We start from the raw sequence: 14,051 nt of genomic DNA, 5'->3' as shown, positions 1-14,051 counted from the left end.
GGCTCACTTCTTCTGGTAGCGCGTGATGAGGGCGGCGAGGACGACCACCAGGCCGACCGCGAGCGGCTGGTAGAACTGCGAGACGCCGAGCAGCGTCAGGCCGTTCGTGAGGGCGGTGAGCAGGAAGGCGCCGATGATCGGGCCGACGATCTTGGCCTTGCCGCCCGTGAGGCTGACCCCGCCGAGCACGACCGCCGCGATGGAGTTGAGCAGGTACTGCGTGTTGATGGCGGGCTCCGCGGCGCCGACGCGCGCCACGAGCAGCAGCGCCGCGATGCCGGCGAGCCCCGCCGCGATGACGTAGACGGCGATGCGCACGCGTCCCGCCGCGATGCCGTTCGCGACGGCCGCCTCCTCGTCGCCGCCGACCGCCTGCACGTGCAGGCCGAAGCGCGTGCGGAACATGACGATCCAGGCGATGACGCCGATGACGGCCGCGAGGATGATCGGGTAGCCGACGATCCCGATCGACCCGGTCGTGAGGCGCAGCAGCTCCGGGCTCCCCACGGTGATCGGCTTGCCGTCGGAGGCGATGAGGGCGAGGCCCGTCGCGACCGAGAGCGTGCCGAGGGTCGCGATGAAGTCGGTGACCTTCCCCTTCGCGATGAGCAGGCCGTTGATCACGCCGATGGCACCCGCGAAGGCGAGGGCGGCGAGCGCGGAGGGCCAGAAGCCCCAGCCCGCGCCCCAGCCGATGCCGAAGCCCACGGCGCCGACCGTCATGGTCGCGGAGATCGAGAGGTCGATGCCGCCCGTCGTGATGACGAACGACTGCCCGACGGACAGGATCACGAGGATCGCCGCGGCGACGAGCATCGCCTTGACGTTGCCGAGGCTGAGGAACGTCGGCGTGAGGATCGAGAACACGATCACGAGGGCGACGAGGCCGATGGGGGCGGCGTTCTCCGCCCAGAAGGAGAGCTGGCGCAGCTGCGGGAGCCGGGCCGCGGGGGCGGCGTCGCTGCGCGGGGCGCGGGTGGGGGCGATGGTCATGCGGATCTCCGTGGGGCTCGGCGGTGCGGGCGCGGCGCGGCGCGCCGGAAGGGGCCGCCGCGCCGGAGCGGGCGGGTGGCGGGAGGGAGGGTGCGGCGCTCCCGTGGAGCGCCGCACCGGGTCACCTCGCGGGGAGGAGCTCCGTGAGGGGGTTGTCGAACTCCTCGAACGGCTGCGGGAACGCGGCGATGGCGTCCGCGGCCTTGTCCGTCGTCACGAGCGCGGTGGGCGACTCGACGTCGGCGGGCAGGGTGCCGCCGGAGGTCGCGACCTCGCAGGCCTGGAGGCCGAGCTGGCCGATGGCGAACGGGTACTGGGCGACCGTCGCGGTGAGCCCGCCGGCCTCGACGCTCTCGAGGGCGTCCTTGTTGCCGTCGACGCTCACGACCTGGATCTGGCCGGTGCGCCCGGCGTTCTCCACCGCCTTGACGATGCCGAGGCCCATGTCGTCGTTCGCCGCGAAGAAGGCGGCGACGTCGGGCTCCGCCGCGATGATGTCGGTCGCCTTGGTGAGCGCGACCTCGCGCTTCCAGTCGGCCGCGGCCTCCTGCACGACGTCGAGGTCGGATCCGATCGCGGCCGTGAAGCCGTCGACGCGGGCGGCGCTCGTCACGTCGCCGGAGATCCCGCCGATGACGGCGACCTTGGCGCCCGCCGGCAGGGACCCCTTCAGGAAGTCGCCGGCCTTGCCGCCCGCGGCCTCGTTGTCGGTGCCGATGTACGTCGCGACGTCGAGGCTCGCGGCGGACACGGCGTCGGGGTCGAGCGGGCTGTCGATGTTGACGATGGTCTTCCCCGAGGCCGCGGCGAGCGCCTGCACGAGGTTGGTGCCGCTGATCGGGTTGACGATGAGGCAGCCGAGGTCCTGTCCCGCGAGGGCGGTGAGCTTGTCGGCCTGGCCGGTGGTGTCGCCGATGTCGGCGGCGGCCTGGATGGAGACGTCGACGCCGTCCGCGTCGGCCGTGTCCTGGATCCCGTCCTCCATCGCCTGGAAGAAGGGGTTGTCGAGCCCCTTGATGACGGCGGCGACCTTGGTGCTCGAGCTGCCGCCCGAGGCGCCGGCGTCGCCGGTCGAGCCGCCGGAGCAGGCGGCGAGGGACAGCGCGACGGCCGTCACCGGGACCAGGAGCGTGAGCGCCCGACGCGCCGACTTGGTGTGGGTCATCTTCATCCTCGGAGATATAGGGCACCACTGCGTGCCGGTAGATGCAAACTAGCGGCACTTTCGTATCGACGCAACACGAAAGTGCATCGTTCTCGTGACGTGGACATCGGAAAGGCTACGATCGGTGAGACGAGCGGGGCGATGAGCGGGGGATCCGATGAAGCAGACCGAGCAGGCGGCGCACCTGGCCGACGTCCTCGCCCTCTTCCGCGAGCACGGCGAGCTGTCGCGCACCGCGGTTATGGAGCGCACGGGCCTCAGCAGGTCGACGGTGAACCAGCGCCTGGCGACGCTCGTCGAGCGCGGGCTGCTGGTGCCCACGTCCGGCGGCGCGTCCACGGGCGGCCGCCCCTCCACCGTCTTCGCCGTCAACCTCGACGGCCCCGTCCTCCTCACCGCCGACATCGGGGCGAGCGGCCTCATCGCCGCCGCATGCGACCTGCGCGGCACCCCGCTGCGCCGCGAGACGATCGAGGTCGACGTCTGGGACGGCCCGGAGGCCGTGCTCTCCCTCGTCGTCGCGGCCTTCCAGCGCCTCATGTCGGAGGGCCGCGTGGTCGGGATCGGGATCGGCGTGCCCGGGCCGGTCGAGTTCGCCGCCGGTCGCGTGCGCAACCCGCCGATCATGACCGGCTGGGACGGCTTCGACATCGCCGGCTTCCTCCAGGGGCCCTTCCCGGACGCGCCCGTGGTCATCGAGAACGACGCGAACGCGCGGGCCCGGGCCGAGGCGCACCACCACGGCGCGGACGACCTCATCAGCCTCAAGCTCGGCACGGGCATCGGCTCCGGCCTCGTCTTCAACGGGCAGACGATCCGCGGCGCGGTCGGCGCGGCGGGCGACGTCGGGCACACGCGCGCGGTCGCGGACGGCGTCGACACGTCCCCGCTCCCCTGCCGCTGCGGCAACTCCGGCTGCGTCGAGGCGTACGCGGGCGGCTGGGCGCTCGTGCGGGACCTGTCCGAGGCCGACCCGTCGATCCGCCACGTGGCCGACGTGGCCGCGGGCGTCCTCCGCGGCGACATGCGCGCGACGCAGGCCGTCCGGCAGGCGGGCCGGATCCTCGGCGAGGCCGTGGCCGACCTCGTCAACATCCTGAACCCGCGCATGATCGTCATCTCCGGTCAGCTCGGCGAGTGCGGCGAGGTCCTCATGTCCGGCCTCCGGGAGCGCGTGTACCTCCGGACGCACCCGCTCGCGACCCGGGAGCTCGTGATCCGCACGTCCGACCTCGGCGACCGCGCCGGCATCATCGGCCTCGCGCTCACGACGGCGGACCAGGTGTTCAGCCGCGAGCGCCTCGACCGCGACCCCTCCGCGGGGCGGCTCGAGGAGGCGGAGGCGTGATCCCTGCCCGCCCGCCTCGGCCGGAGCCGCGGACCGTGCCCCATGATGGACGTGTGCGCATCGGAATCCTCACCTCAGGCGGAGACTGCCCCGGACTCAACGCGGTGATCCGCGGGGCGGTGCTCAAGGGAACGACCATCCACAAGCAGGAGTTCGTGGGCTTCCGCGACGGCTGGCGGGGCGTCGTCGACGGCGACGTCATGCCGCTCGCCCGCCGCGACATCCAGGGCATCGGCAAGCAGGGCGGCACGATCCTCGGCACCAGCCGCACGAACCCGTTCGAGGGCGACGGCGGCGTGGAGCGGATCCAGGAGAACCTCGACCGCCTCGGCATCGACGCGATCCTCGCCATCGGCGGCGAGGGCACGCTCGCGGCCGCGAAGCGCCTCACCGACGCCGGGCTCAAGATCGTCGGCGTCCCCAAGACGGTCGACAACGACCTCGACGCCACCGACTACACGTTCGGCTTCGACACCGCGGTGCAGATCGCGACCGACGCCATGGACCGCCTCCGCACCACGGGCGACTCGCACAGCCGCTGCATGGTGGCCGAGGTCATGGGCCGCCACGTCGGCTGGATCGCGCTGCACTCGGGCATGGCCGCGGGCGCGCACGCGATCCTCATCCCCGAGCAGAAGACGTCGATGGACGAGATCGTCGGCTGGGTCCGCTCGGCCTACGACCGGGGGCGCGCGCCGCTCGTCGTCGTCGCGGAGGGCTTCATCCCCGAGCACGCCTCGGACGCGCACGGCGAGCGCGGGCTGGACGCCTTCGGCCGCCCCCGGCTCGGCGGCATCGGCGAGCAGATCGCGCCCATCATCGAGGAGCGCACCGGCATCGAGACGCGCGCCACGACCCTCGGCCACATCCAGCGCGGCGGCACCCCGTCCTCCTACGACCGCGTGCTCGCGACCCGCCTCGGCCTCGCCGCGGTCGACAGCGTGCGCGACGGGCACTGGGGCCGCATGGTCGCCCTCCGCGGCACCGACATCGTGCACGTCGGGTTCGAGGAGGCGCTCGGCCGCCTGAAGACGGTGCCGCAGCACCGCTACGACGAGGCCGCGATCCTCTTCGGCTGATCCCCTCGGGTCGCCGTCGCTCGCGTCGGCTCGCCGCCCGGGCGTAGCGTGACGGCATGACGTACCGCGCGCTCGTGGCCGAGCAGACCGTCGCCGACGACGGCACGAAGGGCATCGAGGTCGCGCTGCGCGACCTCCCCGACGAGCGGGCGACGGGCGGCGCGGCCGGTCCCGGCGACGGCGAGGTCGTGCTCGACGTCCTCTTCTCGAGCGTCAACTACAAGGACGGCATGCTGCTCGGCGGCCGGCCCGGCATCGCGCGCACGAGCCCGCTCGTCGCCGGGATCGACGCCGTCGGCACGGTCGCGGCGAGCGGATCCGACGCCTTCTCCCCCGGCGACCTGGTCGTGCTGAACGGCGCCGGCCTCGGCGAGAGCCGCGACGGCGGGCTGGCGGAGCGCGTGCGCGTCCCGGCGGCGTCCCTCGTGCGCGTGCCCGAGGGGATGCCCGCGGCGCGCGCCGCCGCCATCGGCACCGCGGGCTTCACCGCGATGCTCGCGGTGCTCGCGCTCGAGCGCGGCGGCGTGGAGCCCGGATCCGGCGACGTGCTCGTCACGGGCGCGGGTGGCGGGGTCGGATCCGTCGCGGTCGCGCTCCTCGCCCGCCTCGGCCACCGCGTGGTCGCGTCGACCGGCCGGGTCGACGAGCTCGGCGACCGGCTGCGCGCGCTCGGCGCCGCCGAGGTGATCGACCGCTCGGAGCTCGGCGAGCCGGGCCGACCGCTGCAGAGCGTCCGCTGGGCGGGCGCCGTCGACAGCGTGGGCAGCGCGACGCTCGTCAACGTCCTCGCGCAGACGCGATGGGGCGGCGTCGTCACCGCGGCGGGCCTCGCGCAGGGACCCGACCTGCCGGGCACCGTGCTCCCCTTCATCCTCCGGGCCGTCACGCTCGCGGGCATCAACTCCGTCGAGGCGCCCGCCGCGCTCCGCCGCGAGGCCTGGGCCCGGCTCGCGACCGACCTCGACCCCGCGCTCCTCGATTCCATCACCACGACCGTGCCGCTCGACGGCGCCGTCGCGGCGGGCGAGCGGATCCTCGCGGGCGCCTCCAGCGGGCGCGTGGTGGTGGACGTCCGCGCCTAGCACCCGCCGCCTCCGCGAGCCGCGGGCGACCCCGGCGCGCTAGCCTGGGCGCGACGCGGCACGCTGCCGCCGGAGCGAGGGATCATGACCGCAGTAGCCGCCACCGGAACCATCTTCGTCGCGCTCGCGGCCCTGCTGCACGTCTTCTTCTTCCTCCTCGAGAGCGTCTGGTTCGAGAAGCCGTTCGCCTGGAAGCGCTTCGGCGTCGCCGACCAGGAGAAGGCCCTCATCATCAAGCCGTGGGCCTACAACCAGGGCTTCTACAACCTGTTCCTCGCGCTCGGCGCCGGCCTCGGGCTGATCCTCTACTTCGTCGGCAACGTGCCCGCCGGGCTCACGCTCGTGCTCTTCACGACCGCGTGCATGGTGCTGGCGTCGATCATCATCGCGAGCACCGGCAAGAAGTACCTCGTCCCCGCGCTCGTGCAGGGCGTGCCGCCGCTGCTCGGCCTCGTGTTCTTCGCCGCCGCCTCCTGAGCCGCGGCCGAGGGTCGGCAGGACAGCGCCCGACGGCTCTTCCGTCCGGCCTGGAGATGAGGTTAGGCTCACCTACATCATGACCGTCGTCTCCCTCACCGAGGCCCTCCGCGACCGCGCACGACCGCGCGCCGAGGCGCAGGACGCGGACGAGTTCATGACCGCGCTCGTCACCGGCCGCGGCTGCCGCGACGACTACGTCGCGCTCGTCGCCCAGCACTACTTCGTCTACCGCGCCATCGAGCAGGCGACCGAGCGGATGGTGGCGGATCCCGTCGCCGCGCGCTTCATCAGCCCCCGCCTCACGCGCCTCCCCGCCATCGAGGCCGACCTCGACTTCCTGGTCGGGCCCGACTGGCGCGACGTGGTCCGCCCGCTCGCGAGCACGACCGCGTACGTCGAGCGGATCGAGCAGGTCGCGTCCGTCTGGGTCGGCGGCTTCGTCGCGCACCACTACACGCGCTACCTCGGCGACCTCTCCGGCGGCCGCCTCCTCCGCTCCCTCCTGCAGCGGCAGTTCGGCTTCGACACCAACGGCGTCGGCCTGTACCTCTTCGCCGAGATCGCGGAGCCCCGCCGCTTCTGCAGCACGTACCGCGAGGCGCTCGACCAGGTGCCGTGGGACGACGACGAGCGCGCCCGCGTGGTCGCCGAGGTCGAGCACGCGTACCGGCTCACGACCGACGTGTTCGCCGAGCTCGCACGCGGTCGCGCGACGGCTCCCCTGCGCCGAGCCTGACCGGCCGGCCGCGCGTCGCCGGCCGGGCATAGGCTCCGGGCATGGACGGCTACGACCTCGACTTCCTGCCCATCCCGCTCCCGCTGCCCGGGGCCCCGGCCGACGCCCCGCCCGTGCGGCTCGACTACATCCACTTCACGGTGCTCATGGACACCGACCGCCGGCTCGCGGCGCTCACCGCCGTGAACATCGACGGCGCGCACCTCGTCGACGTGGAGCGCACGGACGACTGGCACCTGGATCCGCGCCTCCCCGAGGAGCAGCAGTGCGGCCCCGAGCTGTACGCCCGCAACGACATCGACCGCGGGCACCTGGTGCGCCGACGGGATCCGGTGTGGGGCGACATCGCCACCGCCGCCCGCGCGAGCGCCGACACCTTCGCGTACACGAACGCGGCCCCGCAGGCGGCGGAGTTCAACCAGTCCAAGGAGCTGTGGCTCGGCCTCGAGGACTACGTGCTCGACAACGCCGACCTCGGCGACCGGCGCATGACGGTCCTCACGGGTCCCGTCCTCTCGGACGACGACCCCGTGTACCGCGGGGTGCGGATCCCGCTGATGTTCTGGAAGATCGCGGCCTGGGTGTCCGGCGACGAGCTCGCCGCCACCGCGTACCTGCTCGACCAGGCGCCGGAGCTCGGCGACCTCGACCGACAGACCGCGACCGCGGACGCGCCCGAGCTCGGGCCGTACCGCACCTACCAGGTGGCGGTGGCGGAGATCGGCGCGCTGACGGGCTACGACGTGGCGCAGCTCGCCGCGGCCGACCGGCTCGGCGTGCCCGCGACCGCGCGCACCGGCACGCCCGCGGACGGCCGCGACGGGTGGGTCGAGCTGGAGCGGTTCGCGGCGATCACGCTCTGACGGGCTAGGCGGGCGGGGTCGCCGCGGCGGCCGCGCGGGCGGCGGCCGGGAGGGCGCGGATCACGCGGTCGAGCGAGGCCTCGTCCATGGCGGCCGAGACGAACCACGCCTCGAAGACCGACGGGGGCAGGCTGACGCCCTGGTCGAGCATGGAGTGGAAGAAGGCCGGGTAGCGCCAGGTCTCCTGCGCCTGCACGGTGGCGTAGTCGGTGATCCCGTGCTCGGGCGGCGTGCCGAACGTGAAGCTGAAGAGGCTCCCCGCGCGCTGCACCGAGTAGGCGAGCCCAGCGCGGTCGAACGCGAGCTCGACGGCGTAGATGAGGATGTCCGCGGCGATGTCGAGCGCGCGGTACACGTCGGCGTCGGCGAGGCGGAGCGTGGTGAGGCCCGCGGCGACGGCCACCGGGTTCCCGGAGAGCGTGCCCGCCTGGTAGACGGGACCGAGGGGCGCGAGGTGGTCCATCACGTCGGCCCGGCCGCCGAGCGCGGCGACGGGGAGGCCGCCGCCGATGACCTTGCCGTAGGTGACGAGGTCGGGCGTCCAGGCGTCGGGGTGGTCGGCGGCGAGCCCGGCGTTGTCGAGGCCCCAGTAGCCGGCCGGGTGCACGCGGAAGCCGGTGAGCACCTCGTCGGAGATGAGCAGGGATCCGTTGTCGTGGGCGATGCGCGCGAGCTCGGCGGTGAAGCCGGGCAGCGGCGGCACGACGCCCATGTTCGCCGCGGCGGCCTCGGTGATCACGGCGGCGATGCGCGGACCGTGCTCGGCGAACACGGCGCGCACGGCCTCGAGGTCGTTGTAGGGCACGACGATGGTCTGCGCGGCGACGGCCTCGGGGATCCCCGCGGAGCCGGGCAGCGCGAGCGTCGCGACGCCCGAGCCCGCCTCGGCGAGGAGGCTGTCGGAGTGCCCGTGGTAGTGGCCGGCGAACTTCACGAGGAGGTCGCGGCCCGTGAACCCGCGCGCCAGGCGGATCGCGGTCATGGTGGCCTCGGTGCCGGTGGACACGAGGCGCAGCTTCTCGATGGGGCGGCGGTCCGGGGATCCGTCGACGCCCGCGACGCGCACGCGCTCCGTGACGAGCTCGGCGAGCTCCGTCTCCGCGGGCGTGGTCGCGCCGAAGCCGAGGCCGAGGGCGGCGGCGTCCTGCACGGCCTCCACGACCTCCGGTCGGGCGTGGCCGAGGATCGCGGGGCCCCACGAGTTGACGAGGTCGACGTACTCGACGCCGTCGGCGTCGGTCACGTAGGGGCCGGCGGCCTTCACCATCATGCGCGGCGTGCCGCCGACCGAGCCGAAGGCCCGGACGGGCGAGTTCACGCCGCCGGGGATGACGTCGCGTGCGCGGTCGAAGAGGTCCTGGGAGTGGGTCACGGTGAGTCCTTCGGTGCCGGGCGCCGATGCGCTCGGATGCTGCGGGCCGGACGCGGGTCCGGCGGGGGCGGGTGGGTCAGCGGCGGGCGAGGCGCTCGGCCAGCTCGACGGCCCAGTAGGTGAGGATGGCGTCGGCGCCGGCGCGCTTGATGCCGAGGACGCTCTCCTCGATGGCGCGCTCGCGGTCGATCCAGCCGTTCTGCGCGGCGGCCTCGATCATCGCGTACTCGCCCGAGATCTGGTACGCCCAGACGGGCACGCTGCTGGTCGCGGCGACGTCGGCGAGGATGTCGAGGTAGCTCATGGCGGGCTTCACCATGACGACGTCGGCGCCCTCCTCGATGTCGAGCTCCACCTCGCGGAGGGCCTCGCGGCGGTTGCCGTTGTCCATCTGGTAGGTGCGGCGGTCGCCGACGAGCTGCGAGTCGACGGCCTCGCGGAAGGGGCCGTAGAAGGCGCTCGCGTACTTGGCCGCGTAGGCGAGGATCGCGACGTCGTGGTGCCCGGCGTCGTCGAGGGCCTCGCGGACCGCGCCGACCTGGCCGTCCATCATGCCGCTGAGGCCGAGGAGGTGGGATCCCGCCTCCGCCTGGGCGAGGCCCATGGCGCGGTAGCGGTCGAGGGTGCGGTCGTTGTCGACGACGCCGTGCGCGTCGAGCACGCCGCAGTGGCCGTGGTCGGTGAACTCGTCGAGGCACAGGTCGGTCTGCACGACGAGCGCGTCGCCGACCTCCTCCACCGCGACGCGCGTGGCGACGTTGAGGATGCCCTCCGGGTCGCTCGCGCCGGACCCCTCGGCGTCGCGCACGCTCGGCACGCCGAACAGCATCACGCCGCCGATCCCCGCCTCCGCGGCCTCGACGAGCGCGCGGCGGAGGCTGTCGAGCGAGTGCTGGGAGACCCCGGGCATCGACGTGATGGGGGACGCCTCCGTGATGCCCTCGCGCACGAACATGGGCAGCACGAGGTCGGCCGCGTGCAGGCGCGTCTCGGCCGTGAGCCGGCGCATGGCCGGCGAGGTGCGCAGGCGGCGCGGGCGGTAGTAGGGGGAGGTCATTCCGTGGTGTTCCGATCGAGGAGGTCGGCGAGGCCGCTGAGCCCCGCGGTGTCGGCGCGCGGCTCCTCGTGGCGGGCGAGGTCGACGAGGGACTGGATGAGGGACGCGGCCGAGCGCTCCGGCGCGACCACGTCGACGCGGACGCCCGAGCGGCGCGCGTCCTTGGCGGTGCGCGGGCCGATGCAGGCGATGACGACGCCGTCCGGCACGTCGCCGAGCTGCTCGTGCACCTGCTCCGCGACGCTGCCCGAGGTGACGAGGATCGCGCGGACGCGGCCCGAGGCGACGTCCTCGCGGATCCGGTCGCTCACGGGCACGCCGACCGTGCGGTACGCGACGACCGAGCGCACGTCGTGGCCGCGCGCGATGAGGCCGTCGGTGAGGGTGGGCTTCGCGATCTCGGACCGGAGCGTGAGGACGCGGCGGCGCGGGGATCCCGCGGCCATCTCCGTCCACTCCTCGAGGAGCGCGGTGGCCGAGGACTCGATGGAGGGCACGAAGTCGACCGTGTAGCCGGCCGCGACGAGCGCCGCCGCCGTGGTCTCGCCGACCGCCGCGATGCGCGTGCCCGCGGGGACGACCGCGCGGTGCGACGACAGCACGTCCACCGTGGTGGCGCTCGTGACGGTGAGCCAGTCGAAGGATCCCGCGGCGAGGTCGGCGAGGGCCGACTCGAGCGCCTGCGCGTCCTGCGTCGCGGCGAAGTTGATCATGGGCGCGACCACGGGCGTGGCGCCCTGCGTGCGGAGGTCGTAGGCGACGCCGTCGCCCCACGGCCCGCCGCGGGGCACGAGCACGCGCCAGCCCTTCAGGGGCTTCTGGTCGGTCGAGGTCATCGGGTCCCTCCCAGCGGCGCGAGGTCGGCCGCTCCGGCGTCGAGGAGCTCGCGGGACACGGGTCCCGAGAGCGTGGAGGCGCGAGCGCCCAGCTGGTCGAGGTCCAGGCCCGAGGTGTCGAGCTCGTGGCTCGCCGCCATGCGCTGGGATCCGTCGGGCCGGTAGACCACGGCGGTGAGGGCGAGGCGGGCGCTCGTGACGGTGGCCCACGCGCCGATGGGCGCGGCGCATCCGGCCTCGAGGGCGGCGAGCACGCCGCGCTCGGCCAGGACGGCCGCGTGGGTGAACGGGTCGTCGACGGCCTCGACCGCGCGGCCGACCACGGAGTGCGTCTCCGCGTCCTCCGTGCGGATCTCGAGCGCGAGCGCGCCCTGCCCGGGGGCCGTGGGCCAGCGGTCGAGCTCGAGGTGCTCGGTCGCGGCCTCGATGCGGTCGATGCGCTCGAGGCCGGCGGCGGCGAGGATCACGGCGTCGAGGTCGCCCGCGGTCACGCGGGAGAGCCGGGTGTCGATGTTGCCGCGGATGTCGACCACGTCGAGGTCGGGCCGCTCGGCGAGGATCTGCGCGCGGCGGCGCGGGGACCCGGTGCCGATGCGCGCCCCGCGCGGCAGGGTCGCCAGGGTGAGCCCGTCGCGCGCGCAGAGCACGTCGCGGGGGTCCTCCCGCGCCGGCACCGACGCCACGGTGAGGCCCTCGTACGCCGCGGTCGGCAGGTCCTTGAGCGAGTGGACCACGAGGTCGCACTCCCCGCGCAGGAGCGACTCCCGCAGCGCGCTCGCGAAGACGCCCGTGCCGCCGAGGCTCGCCAGGGACTCGCGCGACGTGTCGCCGTGCGTGGTCACGGGCACCAGCTCGACCTCGAGTCCCGACGCGTCGGCGATCTCCGCGGCGATCGCGCGCGTCTGGGCCAGGGCGAGCGCGCTCCCCCGGGTCCCGATGCGCAGCGTGCCGCGTGCCTCCGACGTGAGGGGACCGTCCGTCACGGTGCCAGCCCGGACACGGCGGGCTTGAAGCCCAGGCGCACGTTCTCGCAGCAGCCGGGTCGGCAGACGTCGTACCAGGGTCCGAGGTCGGTCATGTGGGGGCGGTCGGCCGCCTTCACGCCGTCGCGGCGCTCCAGCACGAGGTCGATGAGGCCGTCGACGTACGCGGCGTGCACGCCCGGCGTGGGGACGCGCACGGAGTACAGGCCGTTCTCCTGGGCGGACTCGGTGGCCTCGTTGTCGAGGTCCCACTTGACCTCCATGTGGTCGCTCACGAAGCCGAGCGGCACGATCACGACGGCGCGGCGGCCCTGCGCGGGCAGCTCGCCGATGGCGTCGTTCACGTCGGGCTCGAGCCACGGCATGGAGGGCGGGCCGGAGCGCGACTGGTAGACGAGCTGCCACGGCACGTCCTGGTCGATGCCGAGCTCCTTCCTCACCTCGTGCATCACGACCTCGGCGACGGCGAGGTGCTGCGCGGCGTAGGCGCCGTCCTCGTCGAAGCCGCGCTCGGCGGGGCCCGACTTGGCGGCGTCCGACGACGGGATGGAGTGCGTGGAGAAGAGGATCTCGACGTCCTTCGACAGGTCGACGGACGAGCCCTCGGCCTCGAAGTGGGCGACGACGTCGCGGATGCCGTCGCGCGTGCCCTCGATGAAGGGCGTGACGAAGCCGGGGTGGTCGAAGAACTGGCGCACCTTGTCGATGCGGACGACGCCCTGCAGGCTCGTGTCCTCCAGCGCGTCCGCGAAGTCCTCGCGGTACTGGCGGCAGGAGGAGTACGAGCTGTACGCGCTCGTGGCGACGGCGATGAGCTGGCGGTAGCCCTTCTCCTCGGCCTCGCGGAGTGCGTCGTTGAGGTACGGGCCCCAGTTGCGGTTGCCCCACAGCACGGGCAGGTCGATGCCGCGCTCGGCCAGGCGCGCCTCGAGGGCGGCCTTCAGCTCGCGGTTCTGCTCGTTGATGGGGCTGATGCCGCCGAACGCGCGGTAGTGGTGGGCGACCTCCTCGAGGCGCTCCTCGGGGATCCCGCGGCCGCTCGTGACGTTGCGGAGGAAGGGGATGACGTCGTCCTGGCCCTCGGGTCCGCCGAAGGAGGCGAGCAGGATCGCGTCGTACGCGACGGGCTCCTCGACGTGGGCGGGGCCCATCTTCGCGGCCTCGCTCGCGGCGGAGACGAGGGCGCCCGGCGCGCGGGGCGCGTCGGTGGCGGGGGCGGGCTTGCGACCCAGGTTCACTGCGGCCATTACTGGAGTACCTCCACGAGCTCGGCGGTGGTGATGCGGCGGCCCGTGTAGAACGGGACCTCCTCGCGCACGTGACGGCGCGCGTCGGTGTTGCGCAGGTCGCGCATCATGTCGACCAGGTCGACGAGCTCGTTCGACTCGAGCGGGAGGATCCACTCGTAGTCGCCGAGGCCGAACGACGAGACCGTGTTGGCGATGACGCTGCGGAAGGCCGCGCCCTGGCGGCCGTGCTGCGCGAGCATGCGCCCGCGCTCCTCGGGCGGCAGCAGGTACCACTCGTAGGAGCGGACGAAGGGGTAGACGCAGAGCCAGTCCCGCGGCTCGACGCCCCGGAGGAAGCCGGGCACGTGGCTGCGGTTGAACTCGGCGTCGCGGTGCACGCCCGCGGCGCTCCACGAGGGGATGAGCGCGCGGATGAGGCGGGCGCGGCGGATCTCGCGGAAGGCCCACTGGAGGGTCTCCATCTGGGGGCCGTGGATCCAGACCATGAGGTCGGCGTCGGCGCGCATGCCCGAGACGTCGTAGAAGCCGCGGACGGTGACGCCCTCCGCCTCGACGATGTGGACGATGCCGTCGAGCTCGTCGACCGCGCCGGGGACCTCGCGACCGTCGAGGTCGTCGGGGCGGGCGGGATCACGGCGGAGGACGGCCCAGAGGGCGTAGCCGCTGGGGCCGGCCTCGGGGGTCGACGCGTCACCGGGACGCGCCTCTCCGGAGGGGTCGATCGGGGGGACCTGAGATGCCGCCGACTCGGCAGCCGGGATGCTCATGATCCCCATGGTACGTCGCGCGGGGACCCCGCCCCGCATC

14 protein-coding genes are annotated in these 14,051 nt (G+C 73.9%); 6 read left to right on the top strand and 8 right to left on the bottom strand.

Features of this window, described 5'->3' with window-relative positions; translation table 11 throughout:
• Positions 1–3 precede the first annotated feature (3 nt).
• Positions 4–993 carry an ABC transporter permease gene (locus tag AES38_RS02485; RefSeq protein ID WP_053773634.1) on the bottom strand — a complete coding sequence of 330 codons (990 nt, stop codon included), beginning with the start codon at positions 991–993 and terminating at the stop codon, positions 4–6.
• Positions 994–1,114: 121 nt separating this feature from the next.
• Complete coding sequence (locus tag AES38_RS02480; protein ID WP_081001825.1) at positions 1,115–2,158, bottom strand: substrate-binding domain-containing protein; 1,044 nt, start codon at positions 2,156–2,158, stop codon at positions 1,115–1,117.
• Positions 2,159–2,315: 157 nt separating this feature from the next.
• Between AES38_RS02480 and AES38_RS02475 the strand changes: the two genes are divergently transcribed.
• The 6 genes from AES38_RS02475 (at position 2,316) to AES38_RS02450 (ending at position 7,746) form a co-directional block, all read left to right on the top strand.
• A complete protein-coding gene (locus tag AES38_RS02475; protein ID WP_053773633.1) occupies positions 2,316–3,506 on the top strand; it encodes an ROK family transcriptional regulator in 1,191 nt (396 codons plus the stop codon).
• A gap of 53 nt (positions 3,507–3,559) precedes the next feature.
• The gene (locus AES38_RS02470; RefSeq protein WP_053773632.1) at positions 3,560–4,585 is read left to right on the top strand and encodes a 6-phosphofructokinase; all 1,026 of its coding nucleotides are present in this window, start codon (positions 3,560–3,562) and stop codon (positions 4,583–4,585) included.
• A gap of 56 nt (positions 4,586–4,641) precedes the next feature.
• Complete coding sequence (locus AES38_RS02465; protein ID WP_053773631.1) at positions 4,642–5,667, top strand: MDR family oxidoreductase; 1,026 nt, start codon at positions 4,642–4,644, stop codon at positions 5,665–5,667.
• An 84-nt stretch (positions 5,668–5,751) separates the two neighbouring features.
• On the top strand, positions 5,752–6,144 hold the full coding sequence (locus AES38_RS02460; protein ID WP_043671749.1) for a DUF1304 domain-containing protein: 393 nt from the start codon (positions 5,752–5,754) through the stop codon (positions 6,142–6,144).
• Positions 6,145–6,223: 79 nt separating this feature from the next.
• Positions 6,224–6,883, top strand: coding sequence for a biliverdin-producing heme oxygenase (locus AES38_RS02455; RefSeq protein WP_053773630.1), 660 nt, complete (start codon positions 6,224–6,226; stop codon positions 6,881–6,883).
• A 41-nt stretch (positions 6,884–6,924) separates the two neighbouring features.
• On the top strand, positions 6,925–7,746 hold the full coding sequence (locus AES38_RS02450) for a DNA/RNA non-specific endonuclease (RefSeq protein WP_053773629.1): 822 nt from the start codon (positions 6,925–6,927) through the stop codon (positions 7,744–7,746).
• Positions 7,747–7,750: 4 nt separating this feature from the next.
• Here AES38_RS02450 and hemL read toward each other — a convergent pair whose 3' ends face one another.
• From hemL to hemQ, 6 genes are all read right to left on the bottom strand, one after another.
• Complete coding sequence (gene hemL / locus AES38_RS02445; RefSeq protein WP_053773628.1) at positions 7,751–9,118, bottom strand: glutamate-1-semialdehyde 2,1-aminomutase; 1,368 nt, start codon at positions 9,116–9,118, stop codon at positions 7,751–7,753.
• Positions 9,119–9,194: 76 nt separating this feature from the next.
• Positions 9,195–10,175, bottom strand: a complete 981-nt coding sequence (gene hemB, locus AES38_RS02440) for a porphobilinogen synthase (RefSeq protein WP_053773627.1) — start codon at positions 10,173–10,175, stop codon at positions 9,195–9,197.
• The gene (locus AES38_RS02435; protein ID WP_053773626.1) at positions 10,172–11,011 is read right to left on the bottom strand and encodes a uroporphyrinogen-III synthase; all 840 of its coding nucleotides are present in this window, start codon (positions 11,009–11,011) and stop codon (positions 10,172–10,174) included. Before AES38_RS02435 ends, hemB begins: the two co-directional genes overlap by 4 nt.
• Entirely contained in the window at positions 11,008–11,994 is a 987-nt protein-coding gene (gene hemC, locus AES38_RS02430; protein WP_053773625.1) for a hydroxymethylbilane synthase, read from the bottom strand. Before hemC ends, AES38_RS02435 begins: the two co-directional genes overlap by 4 nt.
• Positions 11,991–13,241: a ferrochelatase gene (locus tag AES38_RS02425; protein ID WP_053773624.1), complete on the bottom strand. Its 1,251-nt coding sequence runs from the start codon at positions 13,239–13,241 to the stop codon at positions 11,991–11,993. Before AES38_RS02425 ends, hemC begins: the two co-directional genes overlap by 4 nt.
• Positions 13,241–14,011: a hydrogen peroxide-dependent heme synthase gene (gene hemQ, locus AES38_RS02420; RefSeq protein WP_072174666.1), complete on the bottom strand. Its 771-nt coding sequence runs from the start codon at positions 14,009–14,011 to the stop codon at positions 13,241–13,243. The genes AES38_RS02425 and hemQ overlap by 1 nt, the downstream gene beginning before the upstream one ends.
• Positions 14,012–14,051: the final 40 nt, after the last annotated feature.

The sequence above is a fragment of the Clavibacter capsici genome, from assembly GCF_001280205.1.
GTDB classification, from domain to species: Bacteria; Actinomycetota; Actinomycetes; order Actinomycetales; family Microbacteriaceae; genus Clavibacter; species Clavibacter capsici.
The sequence above is the reverse complement of the archived record's forward strand: the minus strand, read 5'-3'. Positions and strand labels throughout refer to the sequence as shown.

Bases quoted from the DNA above. Each gene is read 5' to 3' on its own strand.
- AES38_RS02485 (WP_053773634.1), bottom strand. From the start codon at position 993: ATGACCATCGCCCCCACCCGCGCCCCGCGCAGCGACGCCGCCCCCGCG.
- AES38_RS02480 (WP_081001825.1), bottom strand. From the start codon at position 2,158: ATGACCCACACCAAGTCGGCGCGTCGGGCGCTCACGCTCCTGGTCCCG.
- AES38_RS02475 (WP_053773633.1), top strand. From the start codon at position 2,316: ATGAAGCAGACCGAGCAGGCGGCGCACCTGGCCGACGTCCTCGCCCTC.
- AES38_RS02465 (WP_053773631.1), top strand. From the start codon at position 4,642: ATGACGTACCGCGCGCTCGTGGCCGAGCAGACCGTCGCCGACGACGGC.
- AES38_RS02460 (WP_043671749.1), top strand. From the start codon at position 5,752: ATGACCGCAGTAGCCGCCACCGGAACCATCTTCGTCGCGCTCGCGGCC.
- AES38_RS02455 (WP_053773630.1), top strand. From the start codon at position 6,224: ATGACCGTCGTCTCCCTCACCGAGGCCCTCCGCGACCGCGCACGACCG.
- AES38_RS02450 (WP_053773629.1), top strand. From the start codon at position 6,925: ATGGACGGCTACGACCTCGACTTCCTGCCCATCCCGCTCCCGCTGCCC.
- hemB (WP_053773627.1), bottom strand. From the start codon at position 10,175: ATGACCTCCCCCTACTACCGCCCGCGCCGCCTGCGCACCTCGCCGGCC.
- AES38_RS02435 (WP_053773626.1), bottom strand. From the start codon at position 11,011: ATGACCTCGACCGACCAGAAGCCCCTGAAGGGCTGGCGCGTGCTCGTG.
- AES38_RS02425 (WP_053773624.1), bottom strand. From the start codon at position 13,241: ATGGCCGCAGTGAACCTGGGTCGCAAGCCCGCCCCCGCCACCGACGCG.
- hemQ (WP_072174666.1), bottom strand. From the start codon at position 14,011: ATGAGCATCCCGGCTGCCGAGTCGGCGGCATCTCAGGTCCCCCCGATC.